The organism is Lactococcus sp. (assembly GCF_036648155.1).
GTDB lineage: Bacteria > Bacillota > Bacilli > Lactobacillales > Streptococcaceae > Lactococcus > Lactococcus cremoris.
In genome coordinates this window covers 23,627-47,707 of the sequence record NZ_JAVXIY010000011.1, presented here as the reverse complement: position 1 = coordinate 47,707, position 24,081 = coordinate 23,627, and the positions used below count along the sequence as shown (strand labels likewise).

Genomic DNA, 24,081 nt, shown 5'->3' with positions numbered 1-24,081 from the left:
ATCAATGCTCGTTATCAATTCTTGGTATCAAAGATTGATATCAAAAATTGTTGTCGCGCTTCGTACAACTTTTGTTTAAAATGATTGAGTAACTTAAAAACATTGAGAACAACAGTACATTGTTTTTCAAAAATATTTGTTATTTAAGAAGGAGATTTCAAAATGAAATTTGAATTTAAAGGACTTTCTTCATACGAAGAAAACTCAACACCAAACTATGTGGGTGATACCAAAGTACGTAGTGTCATTCAAGAATTTGTGAACATGGACGAAGCAATCGAATTTGTTTCAAATCATCACGGCTTTGTAAAAACTGAAGATGGCAAATTTGCTTTTGAAGTAAGAAACATTTCTGCCATCGGTTAATTAGATAAGGATAGCTAGTATGGAACAAAAATATTCAAGAATTTTAGTTGGTATGGATGGTTCAGCAGAATCACTTAAAGCTTTCGATGAAGCAGTTAGGATAGCTAAACGTAATGACGCTGAACTTATTCTTGCTAATGTTATTGAAAAACGTTCATTTCTTGCCGTAAACACTTACGACACAATTGCCGAAGAACGGCACGAAAATGGAACAAAACGTTTATTACAACAGTTTGCTAAAGAAGCTCTTGATGAAGGGTTGACTAATGTTAGAACTCTGCTGGAATATGGCTCGCCTAAAGTGGCAATGGCAACAAAAATTCCGAAACAAGAAAACGTAGATTTGATTATTGTTGGCGCAACAGGGATTAGTTATATAGAACGTGTAGTTGTTGGGTCAGTTGCATCATATATTGTTAATCATGCCAAATGCAACACACTCATTGTTAGAAAATAACAGTTCTACCTAATTCACTTAAAAAGAGCAGAGGCTCTTACTTAGAAATGGAAAAAATCATGGAAAAAGAAAGTATTTTTACACCTACTTTCGTAATTAACACGCTAATTAGTTTTTTATTTTATATTGTTTTTTATGTCTTAACTTCTTCAATAGGAACTTATGCACTTCAACAACTGCATCAATCAACAGTTGTAAGTCTTTCCTTGTCAAGTGTTTTTGTTATCGGGGCCCTTATTGGTCGGGTCTGGACAGGGATTAATATCACGCGTATCGGAATGAAACGTTTGCTTTATATTGGTGGACTTATTTTTCTTGTTTTAACCTTTGGCTATTATTTGACAACCAATATTCCCTTACTCTTTTTGATTCGAGTGATTCAAGGAGCTGGTTTTGGGATTGGGGCAACGGCGTCAGGAACAATTGCTGGACACGTTGTGCCAGCTTCACGTCGTGGTGAAGGGATTGGTTATTATGCCTTATCCGTTACGCTTGCAGCCGCCGTTGGTCCAGCATTATCAATCATGATTTATTCCTCACTTGGCTTTGGCTCTTTACTTGGAATTGCTCTTGGTTTGCTAGTTGTTACATTCATCTTGATTTTCTTTGTTCGTGTCAAAGAATTTTCGGCTGAAGAACGTGCCTATGCTTTAGAACATGAGCCCAAAGGGATTGAGCGTTACATTGAAAAATCTGCCCTTCCTATCTCAATTATTGCTTTCTTAGCTGGATTTATTGACTCAGCTATCTTAACGGGAATGGGTTCGTTTTCTACAGACCTCAAGATTCCACTTGCAGGTTCATTATTCTTCACCATGTATGCAATTTTAATTTTTGTATCACGTCCATTCACTGGTCGTCTATTCGATACTAAAGGTGATAACTGGATCTTTAATCCAACCTTTATTTTCTTTGCTGTTGCCATGCTTCTTGTTGGACTTGCCGGATTCTTTAGCCCAGCCATTGGATTCGTTGTCTTGTTGATTGCTGGGGGAGCTTTCGGGCTTGGGTACGGCGGTGTCGCACCATTTGGTCAAGCAATTGCAATTCGGGATTCAAGTAAGGACCGTATCGGTGTCGCGACTTCTACCTTCTTTGGCTTTTTAGACTTAGGTGTTGGTGGAGGACCAATCGTTCTTGGAGCGGTTATTCCGATGTTGGGAAATGGAATGCTAGGTTTCCGAAACTTATACCTTTATAGTGCGCCAGCAGTTATAATTGTTTGGATAATATACTATCTTATTCATGGTAAACATCAAAAATCAAGCACTAAAGTTTGATTTTAATGATTTACATAAAAAATGATATAATGAAATGGCTACAGCCTTATATAGGCGAATAAATGAACAAATTAGCGAGTAGATGAGTTTTAATAAGATGGAAGAAATGGCAAACGTAAACATTGAATATCTAATCAATACACTAGAACAAAAAAAAGTGAGTGTTGTAACACGCAAAAAACATAGTTATATTATGTATCAAGGAATTGAATCAGAATATATCTATGTACTCAAAGATGGTGTAGCGAAGATTAGCAATATTTTAAGAGATGGTCGTGAATTTAATATTGCGTATGTTGCGCAGCCAGATTTTGTTTCTTTATTGGAAGAGAAACAAAACGATGGAATTTCAGCGTTATTTAATGTACGAATTGAGTCTCCAACAGCCAGTTTTTATAAAATTTCACGCAGTGATTTTTGGAATTGGGTTCGTGAGGATTTGAATTTATTCAGAGTTGTTGATGACTTTTATAAACGAAGACTAGCACTTAATTTAGAAATTCTTCAAAAAATGACAATCAATGGTAAGAAGGGAGCGGTTTGCGCTTGTCTTCACAGTTTGATTGATGATTTCGGAATAAGAAAAAAAGATGGAATTCTGATTGATTTTACTGTCACTAATGAAGATATTGCAGGTTTTTGTGGTATTTCTACACGAAATAGTGTTAACCGTATTCTTCATGATTTAAAGGATGAAAAAGTAATTGGAGTGATTGATAATAAAATTATGATTTATAATCCTCAATACCTAGAAGAATATATTAGTTAATATAAATAAAAAAGCTACTTTAAGTAGCTTTTTTGCTATAATTAAGTCAGTGTGATATCGAAATATTCAAGGAGGTAAAATGGAAAATTTAAAAAAACAAGTTGGGATAAAAGCGGCTGAATTTGTTAAATCAGGAATGGTTGTTGGCTTAGGAACAGGGTCAACAGCAGCCTATTTTGTAGAAGAATTAGGGAGAAGAGTTGCTGAAGAACAATTAGAAATTACAGGCGTGACAACTTCTAGTGTGACAAGTGAACAAGCAAAAGCGCTGGGAATTCCTTTAGCTTCAATTGATGAAGTAGATTATGTTGACTTGACTGTTGATGGAGCGGACGAAATTGATTCTCACTTGAATGGTATTAAAGGAGGCGGAGCGGCACTTTTAATGGAAAAAATCGTTGCCACTTACTCAAAAGACTATATTTGGATTGTTGATGAGAGTAAATTATCAGAAAATCTTGGTTCTTTTAAAGTTCCGGTAGAAGTTATTCCTTATGGCTCAGAGCAATTATTTAAAGCTTTTGAAAGAGCTGCTTATGCTCCCACTTGGCGTTTAAATGATGAGGGGGAGAAATTAATAACAGATATGCAACACTTTATTATTGACCTTCATATTGCAAAAATTGAAAATCCCCAAAAACTTGCTGATGAACTTGATTTAATGGTCGGAGTTGTAGAACACGGTCTCTTTAATGATATGGTGAAAAAAGTGATTGTCGCCGGTTCTGGCGGAGTAAAAATAATAAGTCAATAAAAAAATCGTCTGACTGACGATTTTTTATTTTTTCAACCATTCTTGAACTCCCCATTTATGGGAGCCGCGTTTGAGTTTGCTGATAGCTGTTTCTGGGTCAAACCAACTAACGTGATTGAAATCTTCGAGTGGTTTAGAATCAAAGTGAACATTTTTAGTCTCAAAGATATAAGCAGGATTATGAAAATATTTATCTCGATGTGAACTATAAAAATACTCATCAGCCTGGCCTAGGAATTCTCCGATTTCAGCAGTAGCTCCCAATTCTTCCATAAGTTCACGGTGGAGCGCTTTTTCTTGATTTTCTCCAGCTTCAATTTCACCTCCGGGAAGAAAGTAAGCTCCGTTAGGGGCTTGAACAAGGCAAATTTCTTTGTTCTCTCTTGCTACAATTGAGTAGACGCCATATCTTGCTTGATAATCTTTTCCTTCATTTTTTTCACCAAAAACTGGAATATGACTCATAAAATTCTCCTCTAAATATTAGTTATTTCATTATATAAAAACCGCTTACAGAAATTATTATTATTTTATCAAAAAGTTAATAAAATAGCTAATAATCCTCTATACTAATAAAGTTAAAATGTTTGGAACTATCATATAGTCTCCTCTCATGGGAGATGTTAATAAGAGAGGGGCCTATAAAAACTTTGTACCGTAGATATTTTCAAAAAATTAGCGTCAACTTAAAAGCTCTTTTAAGAGAGATGAGCCATACATGATGCTTTGATAGGATCCTCTTGTAGGGAATGTTATATTAGTCCATCATTTAATAAATTGTTAAGCTGTTTTTTTACCATAATCTGGAGGACTTTTTTTATTAATAAAATTAAGGAGGGAAATCTTCCTAACTTTTTCAAGATTTTAGAAAGAAACAGATGTTTTAACTTTTATATGAGAATATTGTTAATGTCTATCAAAATTCTGCCAAATTTGATAAAATAAGGTACGAGTAGGAAGAACTTGTACGACTATCATATTGAAAGTATAAAGATAGCTCAAATAGATAAACGATATAAGAATTGCTTTTGCTTATAGCAAGAGGCTATGTGAAATCACAAAGCTTTCAAACTCAACTTATGGTGTTTGAAACATATTACCGAAGGGAACATAGAAGAGTGAAAAAAATTAACCTAAGTAAGCTTATTATTATTGCACTTATTATTATCATTGCAGCGATGTCAGCAATTTTTATCTCTGCCAAAAATTTTAAGTCCAACCGTAATCCATCAGCGATGACCCAGACAATTAATGATGGGACAAGTTTTGTTGACCGTGTTCTTGTTGCACCAATCCATTTTGTTCAAGACAAAGCAAATGAACTTTCCAACTTGATGAATACTTATCAGCAAAATCAAAGTTTAAAAACACAGTTGGTAAAATCAAAGAATGATGACAATAAATTGAGTGGGCTTGAGTCAGAAAACAAAGAGTTAAAGAAAGCTTTAAAACTTCAAGAAACACTCACTGACTATCAGCAAGTCGCTGCCAATGTGATTACTCGTGAGCCATCATCATGGAATGATACACTAGTCATTGATAGTGGGAGCAAAGATGGTTTGAAAAATGGTATGATCGTAATGGCAAATGGTGGTGTTGTCGGGCGCGTTACCCAAGTCAACAAAAGTAGCGCAAAAGTTGCTCTGTTAAGCTCATCTAAAGGAATTGCAAATAAAATTCCTGTCAGAATTGAAAGTGACGGCTCACCAATTTATGGTATTTTGAGTAGTTATGATTCTCAACAACAAGCCTATGTTATTAAGAATATAGATTCTCAAGGAAAATTCAAAAATGGTGATTCGGTATTTACCAGTGGTTTGGGTACTAACTCAGGTAGTGAGGGCGGAACACCAAGTGGACTTTTGATAGGGACTGTTATTGGTGAAAAACAAGATAGTGATGGTCTTGGTAAAATGGTGTATGTTAAACCAGAAACGAATCTTTATGATATTAGATTTGTCTTTGTTATTAAAAGCAAAATTGACGGTCAATAATTAAAGAGTTAAGAATGTTTATATTATTAAAATTTAAACATCAATTTGTTTAGAAAAATAACTAGAATACAAGGAATTAAGTAGTGAGTCGATTTACATTTCAATTTTTTAGTCCAATTATTCTTTTTTTACTAATAATTTTGGACGGTCAAATTACCCATCTTTTAACGGGATTGAGTAGTGGGACTTGGGTACCAGTGAGTCATCTATTTTTGATTTTTCTAATGTATAGTGTCACTCAGCACAGACCAAGCTATATCATTATCTTAGCGGCAATTTTGGGTGCAATTTATGATAGCTATTATTTAGGAATTTATGGAATTGCGACCTTATTGTTCCCACTTATTGCTCTTTTTGTATATAATATACAAATAACCATATTTACTAATCGTTGGACACGACTTTTTACAACAATTATTATTGTGACCGCTTTCGAAGTCTTTAGTGCAATCATTATGACGGTTTTTGGATTTGCACATCTTAACTTTATTAATTTTGTTGTATATCAGTTAGCTCCTACACTTTTACTTAATATTATCTTGGCTGCCGGGCTACAATTTCCTTTAGAAATTTTTTACAGATTAAAAAAAAGTCACGCAAGATACAATTAGAAAGTGTTTTGTAATCATAAAGAAATATTATGGTGGGGTAGGAATAGTATAATATGTTTATTCAACCGAACTTAATGGGAGGAAAAATTAAAAAATTACAGTTATGAAAAAAAAGATTATCTCAGCTATTTTAATGTCTACAGTAGTACTTTCTGCTGCAGCCCCGTTGTCAGGTGTTTACGCTGACACAAATTCAGATATTGCAAAGCAAGATGCCACAATTTCAAGTGCGCAAGATGCAAAAACTCAAGCTCAAGCTCAAGTTGATACAATTCAATCAAAAATTGATTCTATTCAATCAAAACAAGCCGACTTGAAGAATAAGATGGCAAAACTTGCAGCTGAGGGTAAAAAACTCAATGCACAAGTTACAACTTTACGTGAGAATATTAATGAACGTAATGCTTCTTTGCAAGCTCAAGCTCGTAGTGCCCAAGTTAATAATTCAACAACGAATTATTTAGATGCAGTTGTTAATTCAAAATCATTGACAGATGCAATTCAAAAGATTTCGGCTATGGCTACGGTAACTTCAGCTAACAAAAATATGATTGAACAGCAACAAAAAGATATGAAGGCTGTTCAAGATAAACAAGCTGAGAACCAAAAAAATGATGGAATCATGGCAGCGGCAGAAAATGATTTGGCTAATCAAGCCAAAGATCTTTCTGAGCAACAAGCTCAATTGAAAGTTGCTCAAATTAATTATCAATTGACGATTACAAATGCTCAAGATAAAAAATCAGAATTGCAAGCAGAAAAAGCGGCAGCAGAAAAGGCAGCGGCAGAACAAGCGGCTAAAACAAAAGCAGCTGCTGAAGCTGTAGAAAAAGCAAATGCGGCACCTATTGTACAAATTTCTCAAGCCCCTGCTAGCTCAAGTAGTTCAAAATCAAACAGTTCAAACAGTTCAAGCAGTTCAAACTCATCGAACTCTAATAATTCAAACTCTGGTTCAACGGGTGAAAGCTCAAGTACCCCAGACAATGGAGGTAACAGTGGTTCGAATTCCGGAAATAATTCTTCTGGTGGCAATAGTTCAGGTGGATATAACATTCCGTCAACGAATTATGGCTCAAACCCAGGGACTTACGTAGCGCCAACATGTACTTACTATGTGAAATCAGTATTTGGTAGCCGTGTAGGTGATTATTGGGGTAATGGAGCAGACTGGGCAGCTTCTGCAAGTGCAGCAGGATTCACAGTTGACAGTAATCCAGTAGCTGGTTCTTCAGTAGCAGTCTTTGGACCAAATGTTCGTGGTGGTAGTTATGGTCACGTCGCTGTTGTTCAAAGTGTAAATAAAGCAGCTGGGACTATGGTTATCGGAGAAGCCATTAACCAAGGTAGTGGTTACTTCAATACAACAAGTACAGTAAAAATTAGTGATGCTAACTATGGTTTCATTCACGTTTAAGTTTATAATTTAAGAAAAATAGTGATTTGATAGTGGGGAATTATTTTCCTTCTGTCAAATCATTTTTTATTATTGTGGTATAATAATAAGGAAAAATGATAAGGGGATAGATATAAATGTGTGGAATTGTCGGCTTTATTGACCGGATGAATCAAAATGATAAATCAAAAACTTTAGAAGAAATGATGAATACTATTGTTCACCGTGGTCCAAGTAGTTCAGGTGAATTTATTGATGAAGGTGCCGCAATTGGCTTTCGTCGTTTGAGTATTATTGACCTTGAAGGTGGAGACCAACCCATTTTCAATGAAGATAAAACTAAATTGATTACTTTTAATGGCGAAATTTATAATTTCCGTGAATTGCGTGAAGACCTTATCTCTAAAGGCCATGATTTTACTACTCACGCTGATACAGAAGTGCTTTTACACGGTTACGAAGAATACGGTGTAGAGCTTCTTCAAAAACTTCGTGGAATGTTTGCTTTCGTGATTTGGGATAGAGAAAAACAAGAATTGTTTGGCGCACGCGACCATTTCGGTATCAAGCCTCTTTACTATACTCAAATGAACGGAACTTTCATGTATGGTTCTGAAATTAAAAGCTTTTTGAAACATCCAAACTTCAAAAAAGAATTGAATAAAGAAGCTTTGAAACCTTATATGACTTTCCAATATTCTGCTCTTGATGAAACTTTCTTTAAAAATGTTTTTCGTATCAAAGAAGGACATTACTTTACATATAAAGATGGGGGTTTAGATATTAAACCTTATTGGGATATGAAAGTTGATGAAAAAGATATGAGCTTGGAAGAATCAATTGATTTGATTGACAAGACCGTTTTGGGTTCTGTTGATGCTCATAAGTTCGCTGATGTTGAAGTGGGTGCTTTTGTATCAAGTGGTGTGGATTCTAGTTATGTTGCTTCAACGCTTCGTCCTGAACACACTTATTCTATTGGTTTCGGTCAAGGGACTTTCAATGAATCTAAACAAGCCAAACAATTAACTGATATGATTGGTTTGAATAATACTTCTCGTGAAATTCATGGGGATGAAGCTTTCAAGTATTTCCCACAAATTCAATATTATTTAGATGAACCAGATTCAAATCCTTCTTGTGTGCCTCTCTTTTTCCTTGCTGAATTGGCAGCACGTGATGTACGTGTTGTGATGAGTGGTGAAGGGGCAGATGAGCTTTTTGCTGGTTATGAGTCTTATGGATTTAGTACCAATTCTCGTGCGGTTCGTGTTTTTGCAGAAGGTTTGAAGAAATTACCAAAATCTTTACGTTTCTCAATTGCTCGTGGAATTGAAAACAAACATTTCAAAGGACAAAAGCATCTATATGAATCACTTGCACCAGCTGAGGACTTCTTCATCGGGCAAGCAAAAGTATTTGATGAGTCTGAATCAGTTGAGCTTTTGAAAGAAGAATTCCAAGCGGCTCCAACAGTCAAAGAAATTGTTGGAAAAACTTATAAAAAAGCACCAGAAGGTTCTGAACTTCGTAAAATGCAATATCTTGATATGCACCAATGGATGCCAGGAGATATCTTGCTTAAAGCAGATAAAATGGCGATGGCACATTCACTTGAATTACGTGTCCCATTGTTAGACATTGAATTGATGCACACAGCTGAACAAATTCCTTCTAAATTCCTTTTGAATGAGCATAATACAAAATATGCTTTCCGTCAAGCTGCTCGTCGTCATTTGCCAGAAGAATGGTCAAATCGTAAAAAATTGGGATTCCCAGTGCCAATTAAAGACTGGTTAAGAGAAGAGAAGTATTATAAAGTTGTTCGTCAATTGTTTGAACAAGACTTTGTTGCAGAATTTTTCGACCAAGAAAAACTTTTGAAGATGTTGGATGATAACTTTGCAGATAAAAATGATGCTCGTCGTAAACTCTGGACAATTTATTCATTCTTGACTTGGTATGATGTTTACTTCATCAATAATGGTGAAAAACCTGCTGTAGTTAATTTTTAAGGGAGGTTTTTGTGTCACAAACAATTGAATTTCAACCTATTCTGTTAGGTTCTGATATCAACGTATATGGAATGGCTCGTTCATTTCATGAAGAATTTGGGATTACTTCCCTTGCTTTAAGTGCTTCTGGATTGGCACCCACAAAGTATTCGAAAATCGTTGAAGTGCAAACACATGAAAATTTTGACCATGAGGAAACTTTTATCCAAGTTCTTCGTGATTTCGCAAGTAAACATAAGGATGATCAAAAAAAATATCTTTTAGTGGCTTGTGGGGATGGCTATGCTTTACTTGCTTCGAAATATCGTGATGAACTTTCCGATTTTTTTGAAGTGCCTTATATTGATTACTCTCTTTATCAACAATTAGAAAATAAACCGGATTTTTACAATATCTGTGAGCAGTATGGCTTGCCATATCCTAAAACGGTATTGGTTAATCCTGAATCAGAAATAGATTCTTTAGTGGACAGTTTAAGTTTCCCTTACCCAATGATTTTAAAACCTGGGAATTCTATTTCTTACTTGGATGTTCATTTTGAAGGTCAAAAGAAGGCTTTCACGATTGAATCAAATGAAGAAATGAAGTTAATGCTTCATCGTTGTTATGAAGCCGGTTATCCTGATGAAATGATTATTCAGGACTTTATTCCTGGTGGCGATGAAAACATGCGTGTTTTGAATGCTTATGTAGATAAAAATCATAAGGTAAGAATGATGTGTTTAGGTCATCCTTTGCTTGAAGATCCAAGTCCAAAAGCAATTGGAAACTATGTCGCAATTTTGCCAGATTACAATGAACAAGTTTACCAACAAATTCAGGACTTTCTTGAGAAAATTGAGTACACAGGTTTTGCGAATTTCGATATGAAGTATGATCCACGTGATGGTTCTTATAAACTTTTTGAAATTAACTTACGTCAAGGGCGTAGTTCATTCTATGTTACCTTAAATGGCTATAATTTGACCCGTTATTTGGTGGCTGACCGTATTTACAACGAAGCTTTTACTGAAACGGTTTATGGTAAAGGGACTAAACTTTGGTTAGGAGTTCCTAAAAAAGTATTGCTTAAATATGTAAACCCTAGCTTTAAAGAAGAAATTCGTCGTTTTATTAATTCAGGAAACTATGGAACAACGTTATTTTACTCGAAAGATAATTCACCTAAACGTTATCTTTTAATGAAGTATGCCTTCCATCGCTATATTGGGACATTTAAAACGTATTTTCACAAATAAAAATTAAGAATAAGAAGGACAGGAGAATATAATGGAAAACTTCTTTACAATCTTGGGAGGAATGGGGACTCTTGCTACCGAAAGTTTTATTCATACGTTGAATGACCGAACAGAAGCTTATCGTGACCAAGATTATTTGAATTATATCGTAGTTAATCATGCAACAATTCCTGACCGAACAGATTATATCAAGAATCCTTCATTAGAAAATCCAGAAGAAAAATTGATTGATGATATCAAAATTCATAGTCAACTTTCACCAAAGTTTTTTGTTGTCCCTTGTAATACTGCTCATTATTATTTTGATGAGATGCAAAAAGCAACAGAAATTCCAATTTTACATATGCCACGTATCGCGGTTGATAGTATTGGTCGTCACTTTTCGGGCGCTAAGAGAGTCGCTGTTTTGGCAACAGAAGGAACGATTTTGACGGGAGTTTATCGCGAGGCCTTGGAAGAACAAGGTTATGAAGCGGTGGTTCCTGATGAAGAATTACAAGAAAAAGTTAATCGATTGATTTATCAAGAAGTCAAGGAAAATAGAAATCTCAACTTTGAACTTTATCATGAAATTTTATCTGATGTGGCTTCTAAAATGAACTGCGAAGTAACAATATTAGGTTGCACAGAACTGTCAGTGTTGTATGATGCTTACGATTTGACAAAAGAATATAGGATAATTGATGCACAAGCTGAAACGGTACACCAAACTTTAGCCATGATGGGGAAAAAAGACTTACTAGATGACTATTAAAAAGAAAAAACTTTTTAAAAAAAATATCGTAATTTTGTTAATCCTTGTCGCTTTCTTGGTTTTTGTGACATTTTTATTGAATCCTAAAAATCAAGAAGACAAACAATTAAGTCCTGCCTCAAAAACTTTTTATAAAACAAATAGTCAAGGAAAAGATGATTATGTATTAATGAAAACAGGAAATATCAATCAAATCACAATTGGTGCTTATCAAGGATGTGAGATTGTTTCTTTCTATAATGCTTTAGTCTATTTGGATAAAACGCAAGGAAAAACAGTTAATGACTGGATTGACGAGTTACCCTATGTTGGATGGGGAGGAGATCCAAACAGTGGCTATGCTGGGAATCCATGGACGGCTGACGATGAAATTCCCGACGGAGGATTCCCGACAATTTGGCCAGAGGCTCTGATAAGCTTTGCTCAAGATAATAATGTTCAGGTGTCTGATTTGTCTGGGCAAAGTATTGATGAAATTAAACGAGTTGTCTTATCAGAACATTTGGTTGAGATGTGGGTGACAATTGACTTTGATAGTCCGAATATTACTTATGATGATTATTATGGTTATATGGTTGTTGCGAACACTCATGCCGTAATATTGGATGGCTACAATGAGGATAAAAAAGAATTTCATGTGACTGACCCGATTAAAGGGAAATATTGGTTAGGTGAATCTACGATTGCCTCAGTTTACAATGAAACAAATCAATTTGCGATTGAATTTTTAAAATGATATTAGCACTCTGATAAAAAGAGTGCTAATTTTTTTGCCAAAAGTGAAAAAACGTGGTAAAATAGTGCTATTGAAAAATTGATTTAGTAAAGGAAGTGAGTAATTTAGAAATGAATAATACTGAATATTATGAACGACTGGGCGTTGATAAAAATGCCAGTCAAGATGAAATAAAAAAAGCTTATCGTAAAATGTCCAAAAAATATCACCCCGATTTAAATAAAGAAGAAGGGGCTGAGGATAAGTACAAAGAGGTTCAAGAAGCTTACGAAACGCTTTCTGATGAACAAAAACGAGCAGCCTATGACCAATATGGTGAAGCAGGAGCTAATGGTGGTTTTGGCGGTGGAGGCTTCGGTGGAGCTTCTGGATTCTCAGGCTTTGGCGGAGCTTCTGGCGGTTTCAGTGGTTTTGAGGATATCTTCTCAAGTTTCTTTGGTGGCGGTGGCGCGCAAGTTAATCCAAATGCACCACGTCAGGGTGATGATTTACAATATCGAATCAATTTAAAATTTGAAGAAGCTATTTTCGGTGTTGAAAAGCAAGTGAAGTATAATCGTGAAGAACTCTGTCACACTTGTGGTGGCTCAGGAGCGAAAGCTGGAACGCATCCGGAAACTTGTCATAAGTGTGGAGGCCGTGGACAAATTAATGTTGTTCGTGATACACCGCTTGGTCGGATGCAAACTCAAACAACTTGTGATGTCTGTCATGGAACAGGTAAGGAAATTAAAGAAAAATGTACAACTTGTCATGGTTCAGGTCATGAAAAAGTTGCACATACTGTTAAAGTGACTGTACCTGCTGGTGTTGAAACTGGTCAAAAAATGCGTTTACAAGGCCAAGGGGATGCAGGTGTAAATGGTGGTCCTTACGGTGATTTGTATGTTGTCTTCCAAGTAGAAGCTTCAGATAAATTTGAACGCGATGGCGCGGAAATCTACTATAAGATGCCAATGGACTTTGTTCAAGTGGCCTTAGGGGATGAAGTTGAAGTTCCAACTGTACATGGTAATGTGAAATTAAAAATTCCTGCGGGAACACAAACTGGTGCCAATTTCCGTCTAAAAGGAAAAGGAGCTCCAAAACTCCGTGGTTCTGGTAATGGTGATCAATATGTCATTATTAATATTGTCACTCCTAAGAACATGAATCAAGCTCAAAAAGAAGCTCTTCAAGCTTTTGCCAAGGCAAGTGGTATTGAAGTTTCTGGTTCTGGTAAAAAAGGATTCTTTGATAAGTTTAAATAAGAAAAAGTCGCTTGATGCGACTTTTTTCTTCTGTCAGTAATTTGATGATTCTGTTTACTGATGATAGAGCTGTCAGTAATTCTAGGGAGGAAAACAGGAATTTCTGTCAGTTTTTGATATAATAGGGGCATGAAAATTGATAATTATAAGCCTGATTATTTAGTGGAAGCTGTCTATCAACTGGATCCGAAACGTCTACAAGCACTAAATGTTCGTGCAGTAATGGTGGATTTGGACAATACTTTAATTGCCTGGGATAATCCTGACGGAACTCCAGAGCTTTTGGCTTGGCTTTCAGAAATGCGCGAGAATGGCTTGAAAGTTGTTGTTGTATCAAATAATAAACAAGCAAGAGTCGCTCGAGCTGTGGAAAAGTTTGGGGTTGATTATATCTGGCGAGCAATGAAGCCTTTTGCCTGGGGGATAAAAAAAGCTTTAAGATTACTTGATGAGCGTCCTGAAAATGTGATTATGGTTGGTGACCAATTAATGACAGATATCAGAGCTGCTCACAGAGCTGGCGTGAGAAGTATTTTGGTGAAACCTTTGGTCGAATCAGATGCTTGGAGTACTCAAGTTAATCGCTGGCGTGAACGACGAGTTTGGAGCAAATTGATAAAACGGGACGGTGAACCTGTGTGGAAAACAAGTCTATAAAAAAATTAAAAGGAATTTTACCTGTGGAAAAATAAATCCACAAGTAAAATCCTTTTTTTATCCTATTTTACTATTGAAAACATAAAGTTTTCCACAGAATTGTGAAGTCTTTCCACAAATATGTGGAAAACTGTGTAAAAGTTTGTGGAAAACGTAAAAAACCTATCTTGCTTACTGATAGGTTTTTATATTTATTATTTATCGTAGTAACCACGTTCTTGATACCAGACATCAGGTTGCCAAGCCCATTCATGTCCTTCTTTTTCGAGTAAATCAAAGGCAGCTTTAGGTCCCATAGTACGAGCGGCATAAGTTGGGAGTTCAGAGGTTTCTTTATCCCAAGCTTCGCGAATAACATCAATAAGTTCCCAGGCACGAGCGGCTTCTTCCCAGTGAGAGAAGTTCGTACCATCTCCATTAAGAACATCTAAAAAGAGTTTTTCATACGCTTCAGGAGAATTTCCAAGGAATTCACTGTCGTGACGGAAATTCAAGCGCAAAGGTTCTAAGTGGAAACCTTGACCGGCTGCTTTTCCGTTAACAGAAAGTGAAAAACCTTCTGTTGGTTGAATATAAATAGTTAAAATATTTTGTACAGACTGGTCATCGCAATTGTCGGCAAAAAGATTATCAGGGTCTTTTTTGAATACAATATTAATGCGAGTTCCTTTTTCGGTCATTCGTTTTCCTGAGCGAACATAGAAAGGAACACCTGACCAACGTTCGTTATCAATAACAAACTTCCCTGCGGCGAAAGTTTCAGTTCGGCTATCTGGAGCAACGGAATCTTCTTCACGATAGCCTGAGTAATCTTCGCCATCAAAGCGACCAGCTACATATTGACCACGTACAAAGTTATTTAAAGCTTCCTCGGGAGAATATTGACGCATGGCATTGAGTGCCTTAACTTTTTCTTTGACAATATGGGCTTCATCAAATTTTTGAGGTTTTTCCATCGCAATCAGACTGAGGACCTGTAAAACGTGATTTTGAATCATATCTTTCAAAGCACCAGAAGTTTCGTAATAACCTCCGCGGTCTTCAACGCCGATAAATTCAGCAAAAGTTATTTGGACATTGTCAATGTGCTGATTATTCCAAATAGACTCAAAAATAGGGTTGGCAAATCGTACAGCTGAAACAGCTTGAATCATTTCTTTACCGAGATAGTGGTCAATTCGGAAGATTTGTTCTTCAGTAAAAACTTTAGAGAGGCTGTCATTGAGTGATTTTGCAGTATTGTAACTTGTACCGAATGGTTTTTCAATAACGATTCGTTCAAAACCTTCACCTGTCAAAATATTTTCTGATTTGAGGTGTTCGGCAATAGTGCCAAAGAATTGGGGAGCCATGGCGAGAAAGAAAACTTGATTTCCAGCTGTTTTATATTGTTTACGTAGACTTTCGCCCAAGTCTTTCAAATTCACATAATGTGAACTATCACTAACGTCATGACTTTGATAGTAAAAATGGCTTGCGAAGTTTTCGGCTTCTGTTTTTGAATTCATCAAATCTTTGATTGATTCTAAAACAACTTCACGATAATAATCATTTGTCCAAGGACGACGGGCTGTTCCAATTACGGCAAAATTTTCAGCCAATTCGCCTTTTTTGAAAAGACGAAAGAGTGAAGGGTAGAGCTTTCTCTTAGCGAGGTCACCAGTTGCTCCAAAAATGGTGAAAAGTGCTTGTTTTTGTTCGGTCATATTTTTTCCTTTTTTAAAAAACAATAATTAATTTACTGACAGAAATAAAAAGTGAGAGATCATTAAAATTAGAAGTCCTAATTCACTGACAGACTTATTTAGAATTTCTGTCAGTAAAATTTAACCATTAGCATTACTTTCGTTGACATAGTCATGAGCATACTGTTCAATATCAGCTTTAAGTTCTGCTTTCATTTCTTGAAACTCAGCCTCACTATATTCACGTTCGGCTACTTTAGCATTATAAAAGGGAATGGCTAACTCCTGACGAAGTCGCGCTTCAAGTTCTTGTCTATTCATTTTAACCTCCAATAAGTTGCCTCAAAAACTCTTGTGAAGCATTAATCTTATAAGAATTATATCATAAATTGGGGTTGTAAAAAATAGAATAGGATTTAAATGTTCTTGATAAAGTATCTTAATCAAAGGAACAAGCAGCTTTAAAAAGTTTTTGGTAGAATAGGGTTATTAGATTGGAGAAATACATGTCTTTATTAGTATTTACTCTGTTGATGTTACTTCTTGGTTTCGTCGCAGGGGTTTTTGGATCAATTTTGGGTCTTGGGGGTGGAATTATTATCACGCCTGTTATTACGACATTTTTTGGTGTGGATATAAAATACGCCATTGGTGCAAGTATTGTTGCCGTTATTGCAACAAGTTCTGGTGCGGCCATTTCTTATTTGAAAGATGATATGATTAATGTCCGTACGGCTATGTTTTTAGAAATATTTACCACAATTGGTGGTTTAGTTGGTGCAATCTTAGCGGGATTTTTTGATGCCACGATTTTGAATATCTTATTTGGTTGCCTTTTGATTTTCCAAGGCTACAATATGTGGCGAAAAATGCATAAAGGTGAAGAAGTTGTTCAAAATGTTGAGTCAGATAAAATAGCTGAAAAATTAAAATTAAACTCAAGCTATTATGATAAGCAACTTGGCAAAGAGATTCCTTACCAAGTAGAAAAAGTTCCTGGCGGTGCGGCTGTTATGCTTGGTGCTGGTGTGGCATCGGGACTTTTGGGGATTGGTTCAGGTGTCTTCAAGGTTATGGCGATGGATTCAATGATGAAAATGCCTTTAAAAGCGTCAACAGCGACTTCAAATTTGATGATTGGGGTGACGGCGGCGGCTTCTGCAACGGTTTATTTTTTCAATGGCTATGTTAATCCAAGTTTAGCAGGTCCGCTTGCTATTGGGATTGTTGCTGGTGCTGCTTTAGGTTCAAAAATTATGCCTAAATTGCCAGCGAAAACAATTCGATTGATTTTCATTCCAGTTATTTTAATTATGGCTTTGCAAATGTTGCTTAAAGGATTGGGGGTATCATTCTAATGGTAAGTAAAGAATTGACAAAAGAAGAATTACTCAAAATAGAGCGAAATATCGGGAAAATTCTTCGTGTTGGTGTATTCGTGAGTACTACAGTCATTATTATTGGAATTTTGATGTTTCTTTTAAGTGGTCATTCAGGCTACGCTGAAGGAGTTTGGCCAGATAAATTTAATGAAATTTTAAGTGGTTTAGTTGAATTTAAAGCATTGGCTTGGTTAATGACTGGTTTATTCCTCTTAATTTTGACTCCTGTTTTGCGAGTGGTTGCTTCAATTGTGGCTTTTGCTAAAGAAGGAGATAAACTCTATGTGGCAATTACAACTTTGGTTTTGATTATATTAATTGTTGCAATGTTTGTAGGGCATGGAGGTGCTTAGATAGGGCGTCATAGCGGATTTTCAACTTGCATTTTTTCTATGAAACTGATATTATAGAAAAGTGTTATGACCCGTAGGGGAAGTGCCTTTGAAGTGGGCGCTTTAGCGTCTTACGTAAAATGACGAGCTTATGAGAATTCGCAAGGGGAAGTGGTGGAATGGCAGACACGCATGCTTCAGGTGCATGTGCGAGAAATCGCGTGAGGGTTCAAATCCCTTCTTCCCCATGATTAAGTGGACGGTTGGCTGGAAGCTGGCCGTTTTTTGCTCTTTTGAGCTTTTTGAGAGATGGAGAAATATGACTAGATTAACAAGAGAAGAACTAGAGAAAATCATTGATGAAAATCCTTTACGCTCTTTATCAAGCATTGGCGAAGAAACAGGAAATTCACGAGTGGCTATTGATAAATGGTTGAAAACTTATCAGTTAGATGAATATCGTAATCGGAAAATCAAACGTTTGCGGGGTGATAAAGCCCGTAAACGTCGTGATTACCAAAACTAAATTAAACAGATTTTAGAAGTCTGATAAATAAAAGGAGAGCTTATGTCAAAAATTGCATTTATTGGTACAGGCGTGATGGGAGCTGCTATGGCAGGTCATCTGATGGACGCTGGTCATGATTTAATTGTCTATAATCGTACAAAATCAAAAACGGACGGTCTTGTGGCACGTGGTGCAACTTATGCTGAAAATCCACAAAAGGCTGCGGCTCAAGCTGAGTTTGTGATTACAATTGTTGGTTATCCTAAGGATGTCCGCGAAGTTTATTTTGGTACAGAAGGAATTTTTAAAAATGATTGTTCAGGAAAAATTCTTATTGATATGACGACGACTGAGCCAACTTTAGCACAAGAAATTTATCAAGAAGCTAAAAAAGTTGGAGCTTTTGCACTTGATGCCCCTGTTTCTGGAGGAGATTTGGGGGCCAAAAAAGCGACACTGACCATTATGGTTGGTGGTGATTTGGCAACTTATGAAAAAGCTTTGCCTTTATTTGAAAAAATGGGAAAAACTATTACTCATCAAGGGGCAGCTGGAAGTGGACAACACACCAAAATGGCTAACCAAATTTGTATTGCGGGTACAATGACTGGAATGACAGAACTTCTAGCTTATGCCCAAAAAGCTGGTTTGGATTTGGATAAAGTTTTAAATACTGTTGGAGGAGGTTCAGGTGCCACTTGGTCTTTAGCTAATTATGGTCCTCGTATTCTCCGTGAAGATTATAGTGCTGGATTTTTTGTTAAGCATTTCATCAAGGACTTAGGGATTGCACTTGCTGAGGCCGATAAAATGAATCTTGAACTTCCGGCAACTAAAGGGGCAAAGGAACTTTATGGGCAATTAGCTGATAAAGGTTTTGAAAATGATGGAACACAAGCTTTGATTAAACTTTGGTGGCCCGATGGACATCGCCCAGAATAATAATTATGAAAATAAATCCAATAGTCTAGTAGGCTACTGGATTTTATATTTGGGTTTATTTCTTACCTTTTTAGGATTGGAAGTTGAATGCCTAAGTGTTTTAACAGTGGCCCCGCTATTTTTGGTGTAGGAATGAACGTAAACGAATTTTTCTCCGGTTTTTGTATTCCTTTATTTCACTGCATTAAAGATTAGTTTTGCACTATCATCAGAAATTTTAGTTTCGTAGTAATTAGAATTCATAAATGAAGTAGTGATAATTTCTCCCTCTTTTAGAGAGACAACAACATCAGGGTTTCCGGGATTATAGTCTTGACTTCTTTCATTTCCCTTTTCGTCATTGTAGATTGAGAGTGTCCACCCTAAATTTTCGAATTGGGGATCCATGGTCATGTTGGTGCTTAATTTGTAATTTCCTGCTGGAATATCACGGCCAACAATGAAATTTCCGGTTCCGAGTTGATTGGATGAAGTAGTTTTTTCTGGGATAGCCGTAAATTTTATTTTAGAGATATTGCTAAAGTTGAGCTTATCCCCATCGAGAAGGACAATCCGAATGTGTGAGGCATAACCACCATCATTTCCAAGCGCTCCACCAGTCCAGTTTAGGAACATGCCATTGACAGTTTTTCTGCTACCTGTGATATTGCCACTTCCTCCTGTAATGTTAAGGTCATAAATCCCCGGACTAACCGTTTGTCCATCGCCAACGGTAATCTCTCCAGTAACATATATTTCGTCAGTGGATTTTGAAACAGAAGCCAATTGGTTCATGAGCTCAAGAGGAGTTTGTTTCTTATTAGTTGAAGAATGATTGGGTACTTTGACAGTTTTACTGTTGGAAGATTTTTTGATGTTGTTTTTTCCAATGTCATCGATTGCTTTACCATAAATGGATTGGGTGACTAAAACAATGATGAGAGTGAGTCCAGAGATAATCAGTCCAATGAGCGAGAGAAGTTTTTTATTTTTTCTATTGCTAATTAATGCGATAATGGCAAGAATTAAAGCGAGTACTCCAAAAATAAAAGCGATGTTGTTGACAATTGGAATCCAAGAAAGAATCAGTCCCAATCCTCCAAGTGCTATTGCGACAATAGCAATAACTTTATGTTCTGTTTTCATAAATTCTCCTAATTTTATGTTTATTGTTCTTTTATTATACCTAAAGTTAGAACTTAAATCAATTTTAATACGATAAATAAAATTAAAATTGATTTTTCTTTGTTAAAATCCAAAAAAGAGGTAAATAAATGGGGATGGAATACTTTGGAGATAAACTTCGTGCTTTGCGCATGGAAAAAAATCTCACACAAAATGATTTGGCGGCTCGCTTAGGAATTGTTGGGGCCTCAGTATCATCTTATGAGAAAAGCAAGCAATACCCCTCTGTTGAGGTATTGATTCAGCTGTGTCAAATTTTTGATGTATCAGCGGATTATCTACTTGGCTTGTCAGACGATAAAAACTTTAATACTTCAACCTTGACAGATGAACAATTACAGATTGTTTTGAGATTAATCAATGAATTTGAGCAATTTAATGTGCTTAAAGAAAATAAATCATGATCTTTTTATTAGTTATTTAGATAAGAGGTTGGGAATAATAAAAATTACTGACGGATTTGTCAGTAATTTTTTTGCCTGAAAAACGCAAGTTTTACAAGTCCTATGGTGAAAGGAGAACTCATCATGGATAATAAAATGATTGATATCACAGATTTAACGAAGTCACAAAGAGAATTAATTCAAGAAATGATTGCGGAATTTAAACGAATGAATCAAAATTAAGAATTAGGAAAGCCTGAACTATTCAGGCTTTTTTTACAGATATCAAAAAAACAGACGATGGATTGATTGAAAAAATGTTATAATTATCTTATAAAGTCTAAGAGTTTTAATGAAAGAAATAATTAGTAATTAATGAAAATTTAAGGAGGGGCTTGAGAATGCACTATGATGAGCTAGTGGACTTGCTTGTTAAGAAAATTAAAAATCTCGATTATGTTAAAGAATTTCAACAAGCAGAAGAAGCATTGATGGCAAATCAAGAACTTTTTAAATCACAAGATGAAATGAAAGCTTTACAAAAAGAAGCTGTTTTATATCAAAAAATTGGCAAAATACAGGCCTACAAAAAAACATCACAAGCTGCCCAAATGATTGAAAAACGAATCAAACATCACCCCTTAGTTGAGGATTATGCCACAAAATTAGAAGATGTGAATGATTTGGTGCAGTATATCACCGGTGAATTGGAAGAAAAAGTAAATCTTTTTCTAGGAACTGGTGAATAAAAAATGCTGAAGAAAATCTGTCAGTAGAAATGTAATGAAAAAATACTGACAGACTTGCTGACAGATAGGTTAGTATCTTTTGTCAGTATAATTTAGATGGGATAGGAAGAAAAAAATGGCTGAAAAAATTTCACCAGGAATGCAACAATATTTAGACATCAAACAGGATTATCCCGATGCTTTTTTGCTCTTTCGGATGGGTGATTTTTATGAACTTTTCTATGAGGATGCGGTAAATGCCGCTCAAATATTAGAGTTGACCCTGACTTCAAGAAACAAGAATTCCGAAAATCCAATTCCGATGGCTGGCGTGCCCCACCATGCGGCAACTGAATATATTGATAAATTGGTTGACTTAGGCTATAAAGTGGCAGTTGCTGAGCAAATGGAAGACCCGAAAAAAGCGGTAGGAATTGTCAAACGTGCCGTGACACAAGTTATTACACCAGGAACGACAATTGATACTGCAAATTCAGTTGATAATAATTTCTTAGTAGCGATTGATTTTAAAGCTAAACGTTATGCCCTCTCTTATATGGACTTATCAACTGGGGAATTCAAGGTAACGGAACTCAGTGAATTTTCAGCAGTCGTCGGGGAAATTGCCTCGCTCAAAGCGCGTGAAATTGTTGTTGGTTTTCCTTTAGATGAGGCTCAAGTAAAAGTTTTTGAAAGACAAATGAATCTTTTGATTTCAGAACAATTTGAGATTCCTGAAAATTTACTGATAGAATTATCAGGACTGACCACCTTAGAAAATCAAGCCGCTTCAAAATTATTGGCTTATGTTAAAGAAACGCAAATGCGTGACTTGAGTCACTTACAAGAAGTTGAGCACTATGAAATTAAAGATTTTTTGCAAATGGACTTTGCGACGAAATCTTCTTTAGAGCTGACAGCAAATAAAACAGAAAACAAAAAACATGGGACCCTTTACTGGTTGCTTGATGAAACAAAAACAGCGATGGGGACGCGCATGTTACGTTCGTGGATTGACCGTCCTTTAGTTTCAAATTCAGCTATTCAAAAAAGAATGGAAATTGTCCAAGTTTTCTTAGACCATTTCTTTGAACGTTCTGATTTGATAGAGGCTCTTAAAGGAGTTTACGATTTAGAACGTTTAGCTTCTCGGGTTTCTTTTGGTAAGGCTGTTCCTGTTGACTTTTTGCAGCTGGCTAATTCCTTATCAAATGTGCCTGCCATCAAAAATATTTTGGAAGGTCTTGATGAAACGCCCTTAAATGAGTTAAGAAGCCAATTAGATGAAATTCCGGAATTGTCTGGCTTGATTAATTCTGCCATTAGTGAAAATGCCTCAAGAACGATTACCGAAGGGGGCATTATTAAAAAAGGATACAATGTTCAATTAGATAAATATCGTGAGGCCCTTGAAAATGGAACTTCGTGGATTGCAAAATTGGAAGCAGATGAAAAAGCAAAAACAGGGATTTCTACACTGCGAATTGATTATAATCGCAAGGATGGTTATTATTTCCATATCACCCAAAGTCAGTTGAATAGTGTACCTGAACATTTTTATCGTAAGGCAACGCTGAAAAATTCTGAGCGTTTTGGTTCTCAGGAATTGACTGAAATTGAAGAAATTATGTTGGAAGCGCGTGAAAAATCCTCTTCTCTGGAATATGATTTATTCATGGGACTTCGGGCTGAAACAGAACAGTATATCTCAAGACTTCAAGCTCTAGCCAAAACTATTGCTGAAATTGACTGTCTGCAAAGTCTTTCTGTGGTTGCAGAAAAACAAGGATATATCCGTCCGACGCTTACAGAAGGCTCAAGAATTGTTGAAATCAAAGGGGGACGTCATGCCGTAGTTGAAGCGGTCATGGGAGCTCAAGAATACGTCCCAAATGATATTGAACTGCCCGAACAAACTGATATTCAGCTCATCACAGGTCCGAATATGTCTGGGAAATCGACTTATATGCGTCAGTTTGCGCTGACAGTGATTATGGCTCAGATTGGATCTTTTGTCCCAGCCGAAACAGCTAATTTACCAATTTTTGATGCCATCTTTACACGGATTGGTGCCAGTGATAACTTGATTTCAGGGGAATCAACCTTTATGGTTGAGATGTCTGAGGCCAATCATGCCATTCAAAAGGCGACAAGTCGCTCTTTGATTATCTTTGATGAGCTGGGGAGAGGAACGGCAACTTATGACGGGATGGCTCTCGCTCAAGCGATTATTGAATATGTTCACGAACATATTGGAGCAAAAACACTTTTTGCTACTCATTATCATGAATTGACTGATTTAGACAAAGAACTTGATCATTTAGCTAATGTTCATGTTGCAACTTTGGAGCAAAATGGAAATGTAACCTTTTTGCATAAGATTACAGATGGACCAGCCGATAAATCCTATGGGATTCATGTGGCAAAAATTGCAGGTTTACCACAGACTTTATTAGAGCGAGCAGATTTGATTTTGCAGGAGTTAGAAAATAAACCTTTGCCAGCTAAAAAAGTTGCTGACGAACAAGAACAACTCAGTTTATTTGATTTTGCTGAAAATTCGTCTGAAATTATTGAAAAAATAAAAGGACAGAATGTTGATAATATGACTGCAAGAGAAGCCTTGAATTTCTTGTGGGAACTTAAAGATTCACTTTGATTAGGTAACAAGCTTATTTTA

25 protein-coding genes and 1 tRNA gene are annotated in these 24,081 nt (G+C 36.1%); 22 read left to right on the top strand and 4 right to left on the bottom strand.

Features of this window, described 5'->3' with window-relative positions; translation table 11 throughout:
• Positions 1-162 precede the first annotated feature (162 nt).
• From RSC39_RS10855 to rpiA, 5 genes are all read left to right on the top strand, one after another.
• Positions 163-366, top strand: coding sequence for a hypothetical protein (locus tag RSC39_RS10855; RefSeq protein ID WP_063281502.1), 204 nt, complete (start codon positions 163-165; stop codon positions 364-366).
• A 19-nt stretch (positions 367-385) separates the two neighbouring features.
• Positions 386-823, top strand: a complete 438-nt coding sequence (locus RSC39_RS10850; protein ID WP_063281503.1) for a universal stress protein — start codon at positions 386-388, stop codon at positions 821-823.
• Between the two features lie 59 nt (positions 824-882).
• Positions 883-2,103: an MFS transporter gene (locus tag RSC39_RS10845; RefSeq protein ID WP_332537135.1), complete on the top strand. Its 1,221-nt coding sequence runs from the start codon at positions 883-885 to the stop codon at positions 2,101-2,103.
• Positions 2,104-2,185: 82 nt separating this feature from the next.
• Positions 2,186-2,872: a Crp/Fnr family transcriptional regulator gene (locus RSC39_RS10840; protein ID WP_063281505.1), complete on the top strand. Its 687-nt coding sequence runs from the start codon at positions 2,186-2,188 to the stop codon at positions 2,870-2,872.
• A gap of 79 nt (positions 2,873-2,951) precedes the next feature.
• Entirely contained in the window at positions 2,952-3,626 is a 675-nt protein-coding gene (rpiA, locus tag RSC39_RS10835) for a ribose-5-phosphate isomerase RpiA (RefSeq protein WP_332537131.1), read from the top strand.
• Positions 3,627-3,650: 24 nt separating this feature from the next.
• Here the strand turns inward: rpiA and RSC39_RS10830 are convergent, their stop codons facing one another.
• Complete coding sequence (locus RSC39_RS10830) at positions 3,651-4,091, bottom strand: NUDIX hydrolase (protein WP_332537128.1); 441 nt, start codon at positions 4,089-4,091, stop codon at positions 3,651-3,653.
• A gap of 653 nt (positions 4,092-4,744) precedes the next feature.
• On the opposite strand from RSC39_RS10830, the gene mreC reads away from it, so the two are divergent.
• The 9 genes from mreC to RSC39_RS10785 all read left to right on the top strand — a co-directional run bounded on the left by mreC (position 4,745) and on the right by RSC39_RS10785 (position 14,277).
• Positions 4,745-5,620 (top strand): rod shape-determining protein MreC, encoded by an 876-nt coding sequence (gene mreC / locus RSC39_RS10825; RefSeq protein WP_063281534.1) that lies wholly within the window; start codon positions 4,745-4,747, stop codon positions 5,618-5,620.
• An 83-nt stretch (positions 5,621-5,703) separates the two neighbouring features.
• Positions 5,704-6,231, top strand: a complete 528-nt coding sequence (mreD, locus tag RSC39_RS10820; RefSeq protein ID WP_063281507.1) for a rod shape-determining protein MreD — start codon at positions 5,704-5,706, stop codon at positions 6,229-6,231.
• A 133-nt stretch (positions 6,232-6,364) separates the two neighbouring features.
• Positions 6,365-7,648, top strand: a complete 1,284-nt coding sequence (locus RSC39_RS10815) for a CHAP domain-containing protein (RefSeq protein ID WP_332537124.1) — start codon at positions 6,365-6,367, stop codon at positions 7,646-7,648.
• Positions 7,649-7,764: 116 nt separating this feature from the next.
• Complete coding sequence (gene asnB, locus RSC39_RS10810) at positions 7,765-9,642, top strand: asparagine synthase (glutamine-hydrolyzing) (RefSeq protein WP_332537122.1); 1,878 nt, start codon at positions 7,765-7,767, stop codon at positions 9,640-9,642.
• Between the two features lie 11 nt (positions 9,643-9,653).
• Positions 9,654-10,880, top strand: a complete 1,227-nt coding sequence (locus tag RSC39_RS10805) for a hypothetical protein (RefSeq protein WP_063281510.1) — start codon at positions 9,654-9,656, stop codon at positions 10,878-10,880.
• A 31-nt stretch (positions 10,881-10,911) separates the two neighbouring features.
• Positions 10,912-11,634, top strand: coding sequence for an amino acid racemase (locus RSC39_RS10800; protein ID WP_063281511.1), 723 nt, complete (start codon positions 10,912-10,914; stop codon positions 11,632-11,634).
• Positions 11,624-12,370 (top strand): C39 family peptidase, encoded by a 747-nt coding sequence (locus RSC39_RS10795; RefSeq protein ID WP_063281512.1) that lies wholly within the window; start codon positions 11,624-11,626, stop codon positions 12,368-12,370. Before RSC39_RS10800 ends, RSC39_RS10795 begins: the two co-directional genes overlap by 11 nt.
• A 110-nt stretch (positions 12,371-12,480) precedes the next feature.
• Complete coding sequence (gene dnaJ, locus RSC39_RS10790) at positions 12,481-13,620, top strand: molecular chaperone DnaJ (RefSeq protein WP_332537119.1); 1,140 nt, start codon at positions 12,481-12,483, stop codon at positions 13,618-13,620.
• A gap of 129 nt (positions 13,621-13,749) precedes the next feature.
• On the top strand, positions 13,750-14,277 hold the full coding sequence (locus RSC39_RS10785) for a YqeG family HAD IIIA-type phosphatase (RefSeq protein ID WP_011677264.1): 528 nt from the start codon (positions 13,750-13,752) through the stop codon (positions 14,275-14,277).
• A gap of 194 nt (positions 14,278-14,471) precedes the next feature.
• Here RSC39_RS10785 and zwf read toward each other — a convergent pair whose 3' ends face one another.
• On the bottom strand, positions 14,472-15,983 hold the full coding sequence (gene zwf / locus RSC39_RS10780; RefSeq protein WP_021038004.1) for a glucose-6-phosphate dehydrogenase: 1,512 nt from the start codon (positions 15,981-15,983) through the stop codon (positions 14,472-14,474).
• Between the two features lie 120 nt (positions 15,984-16,103).
• Complete coding sequence (locus tag RSC39_RS10775) at positions 16,104-16,283, bottom strand: hypothetical protein (protein ID WP_011677262.1); 180 nt, start codon at positions 16,281-16,283, stop codon at positions 16,104-16,106.
• Positions 16,284-16,468: 185 nt separating this feature from the next.
• On the opposite strand from RSC39_RS10775, the gene RSC39_RS10770 reads away from it, so the two are divergent.
• From RSC39_RS10770 to RSC39_RS10750, 5 genes are all read left to right on the top strand, one after another.
• Positions 16,469-17,320 (top strand): sulfite exporter TauE/SafE family protein, encoded by an 852-nt coding sequence (locus RSC39_RS10770; protein WP_011836125.1) that lies wholly within the window; start codon positions 16,469-16,471, stop codon positions 17,318-17,320.
• Entirely contained in the window at positions 17,320-17,697 is a 378-nt protein-coding gene (locus RSC39_RS10765; protein ID WP_011836124.1) for a DUF1634 domain-containing protein, read from the top strand. Before RSC39_RS10770 ends, RSC39_RS10765 begins: the two co-directional genes overlap by 1 nt.
• A 144-nt stretch (positions 17,698-17,841) precedes the next feature.
• A tRNA-Leu gene (locus RSC39_RS10760) sits at positions 17,842-17,924 on the top strand.
• 71 nt (positions 17,925-17,995) lie between these two features.
• Positions 17,996-18,202 (top strand): hypothetical protein, encoded by a 207-nt coding sequence (locus RSC39_RS10755; RefSeq protein ID WP_063281514.1) that lies wholly within the window; start codon positions 17,996-17,998, stop codon positions 18,200-18,202.
• 42 nt (positions 18,203-18,244) lie between these two features.
• Complete coding sequence (locus RSC39_RS10750) at positions 18,245-19,126, top strand: NAD(P)-dependent oxidoreductase (RefSeq protein WP_063281515.1); 882 nt, start codon at positions 18,245-18,247, stop codon at positions 19,124-19,126.
• Positions 19,127-19,297: 171 nt separating this feature from the next.
• Here the strand turns inward: RSC39_RS10750 and RSC39_RS10745 are convergent, their stop codons facing one another.
• Positions 19,298-20,251, bottom strand: a complete 954-nt coding sequence (locus tag RSC39_RS10745; protein ID WP_332537113.1) for a hypothetical protein — start codon at positions 20,249-20,251, stop codon at positions 19,298-19,300.
• Between the two features lie 134 nt (positions 20,252-20,385).
• Here RSC39_RS10745 and RSC39_RS10740 point away from each other — a divergent pair, with 134 nt between their 5' ends.
• The 3 genes from RSC39_RS10740 to mutS all read left to right on the top strand — a co-directional run bounded on the left by RSC39_RS10740 (position 20,386) and on the right by mutS (position 24,060).
• Positions 20,386-20,694: a helix-turn-helix transcriptional regulator gene (locus tag RSC39_RS10740; protein ID WP_231105815.1), complete on the top strand. Its 309-nt coding sequence runs from the start codon at positions 20,386-20,388 to the stop codon at positions 20,692-20,694.
• 380 nt (positions 20,695-21,074) lie between these two features.
• On the top strand, positions 21,075-21,422 hold the full coding sequence (locus RSC39_RS10735; RefSeq protein ID WP_332537109.1) for a RicAFT regulatory complex protein RicA family protein: 348 nt from the start codon (positions 21,075-21,077) through the stop codon (positions 21,420-21,422).
• 115 nt (positions 21,423-21,537) lie between these two features.
• Positions 21,538-24,060 carry a DNA mismatch repair protein MutS gene (mutS, locus tag RSC39_RS10730; RefSeq protein WP_332537107.1) on the top strand — a complete coding sequence of 841 codons (2,523 nt, stop codon included), beginning with the start codon at positions 21,538-21,540 and terminating at the stop codon, positions 24,058-24,060.
• The last annotated feature ends 21 nt before the right edge of the window (positions 24,061-24,081 follow it).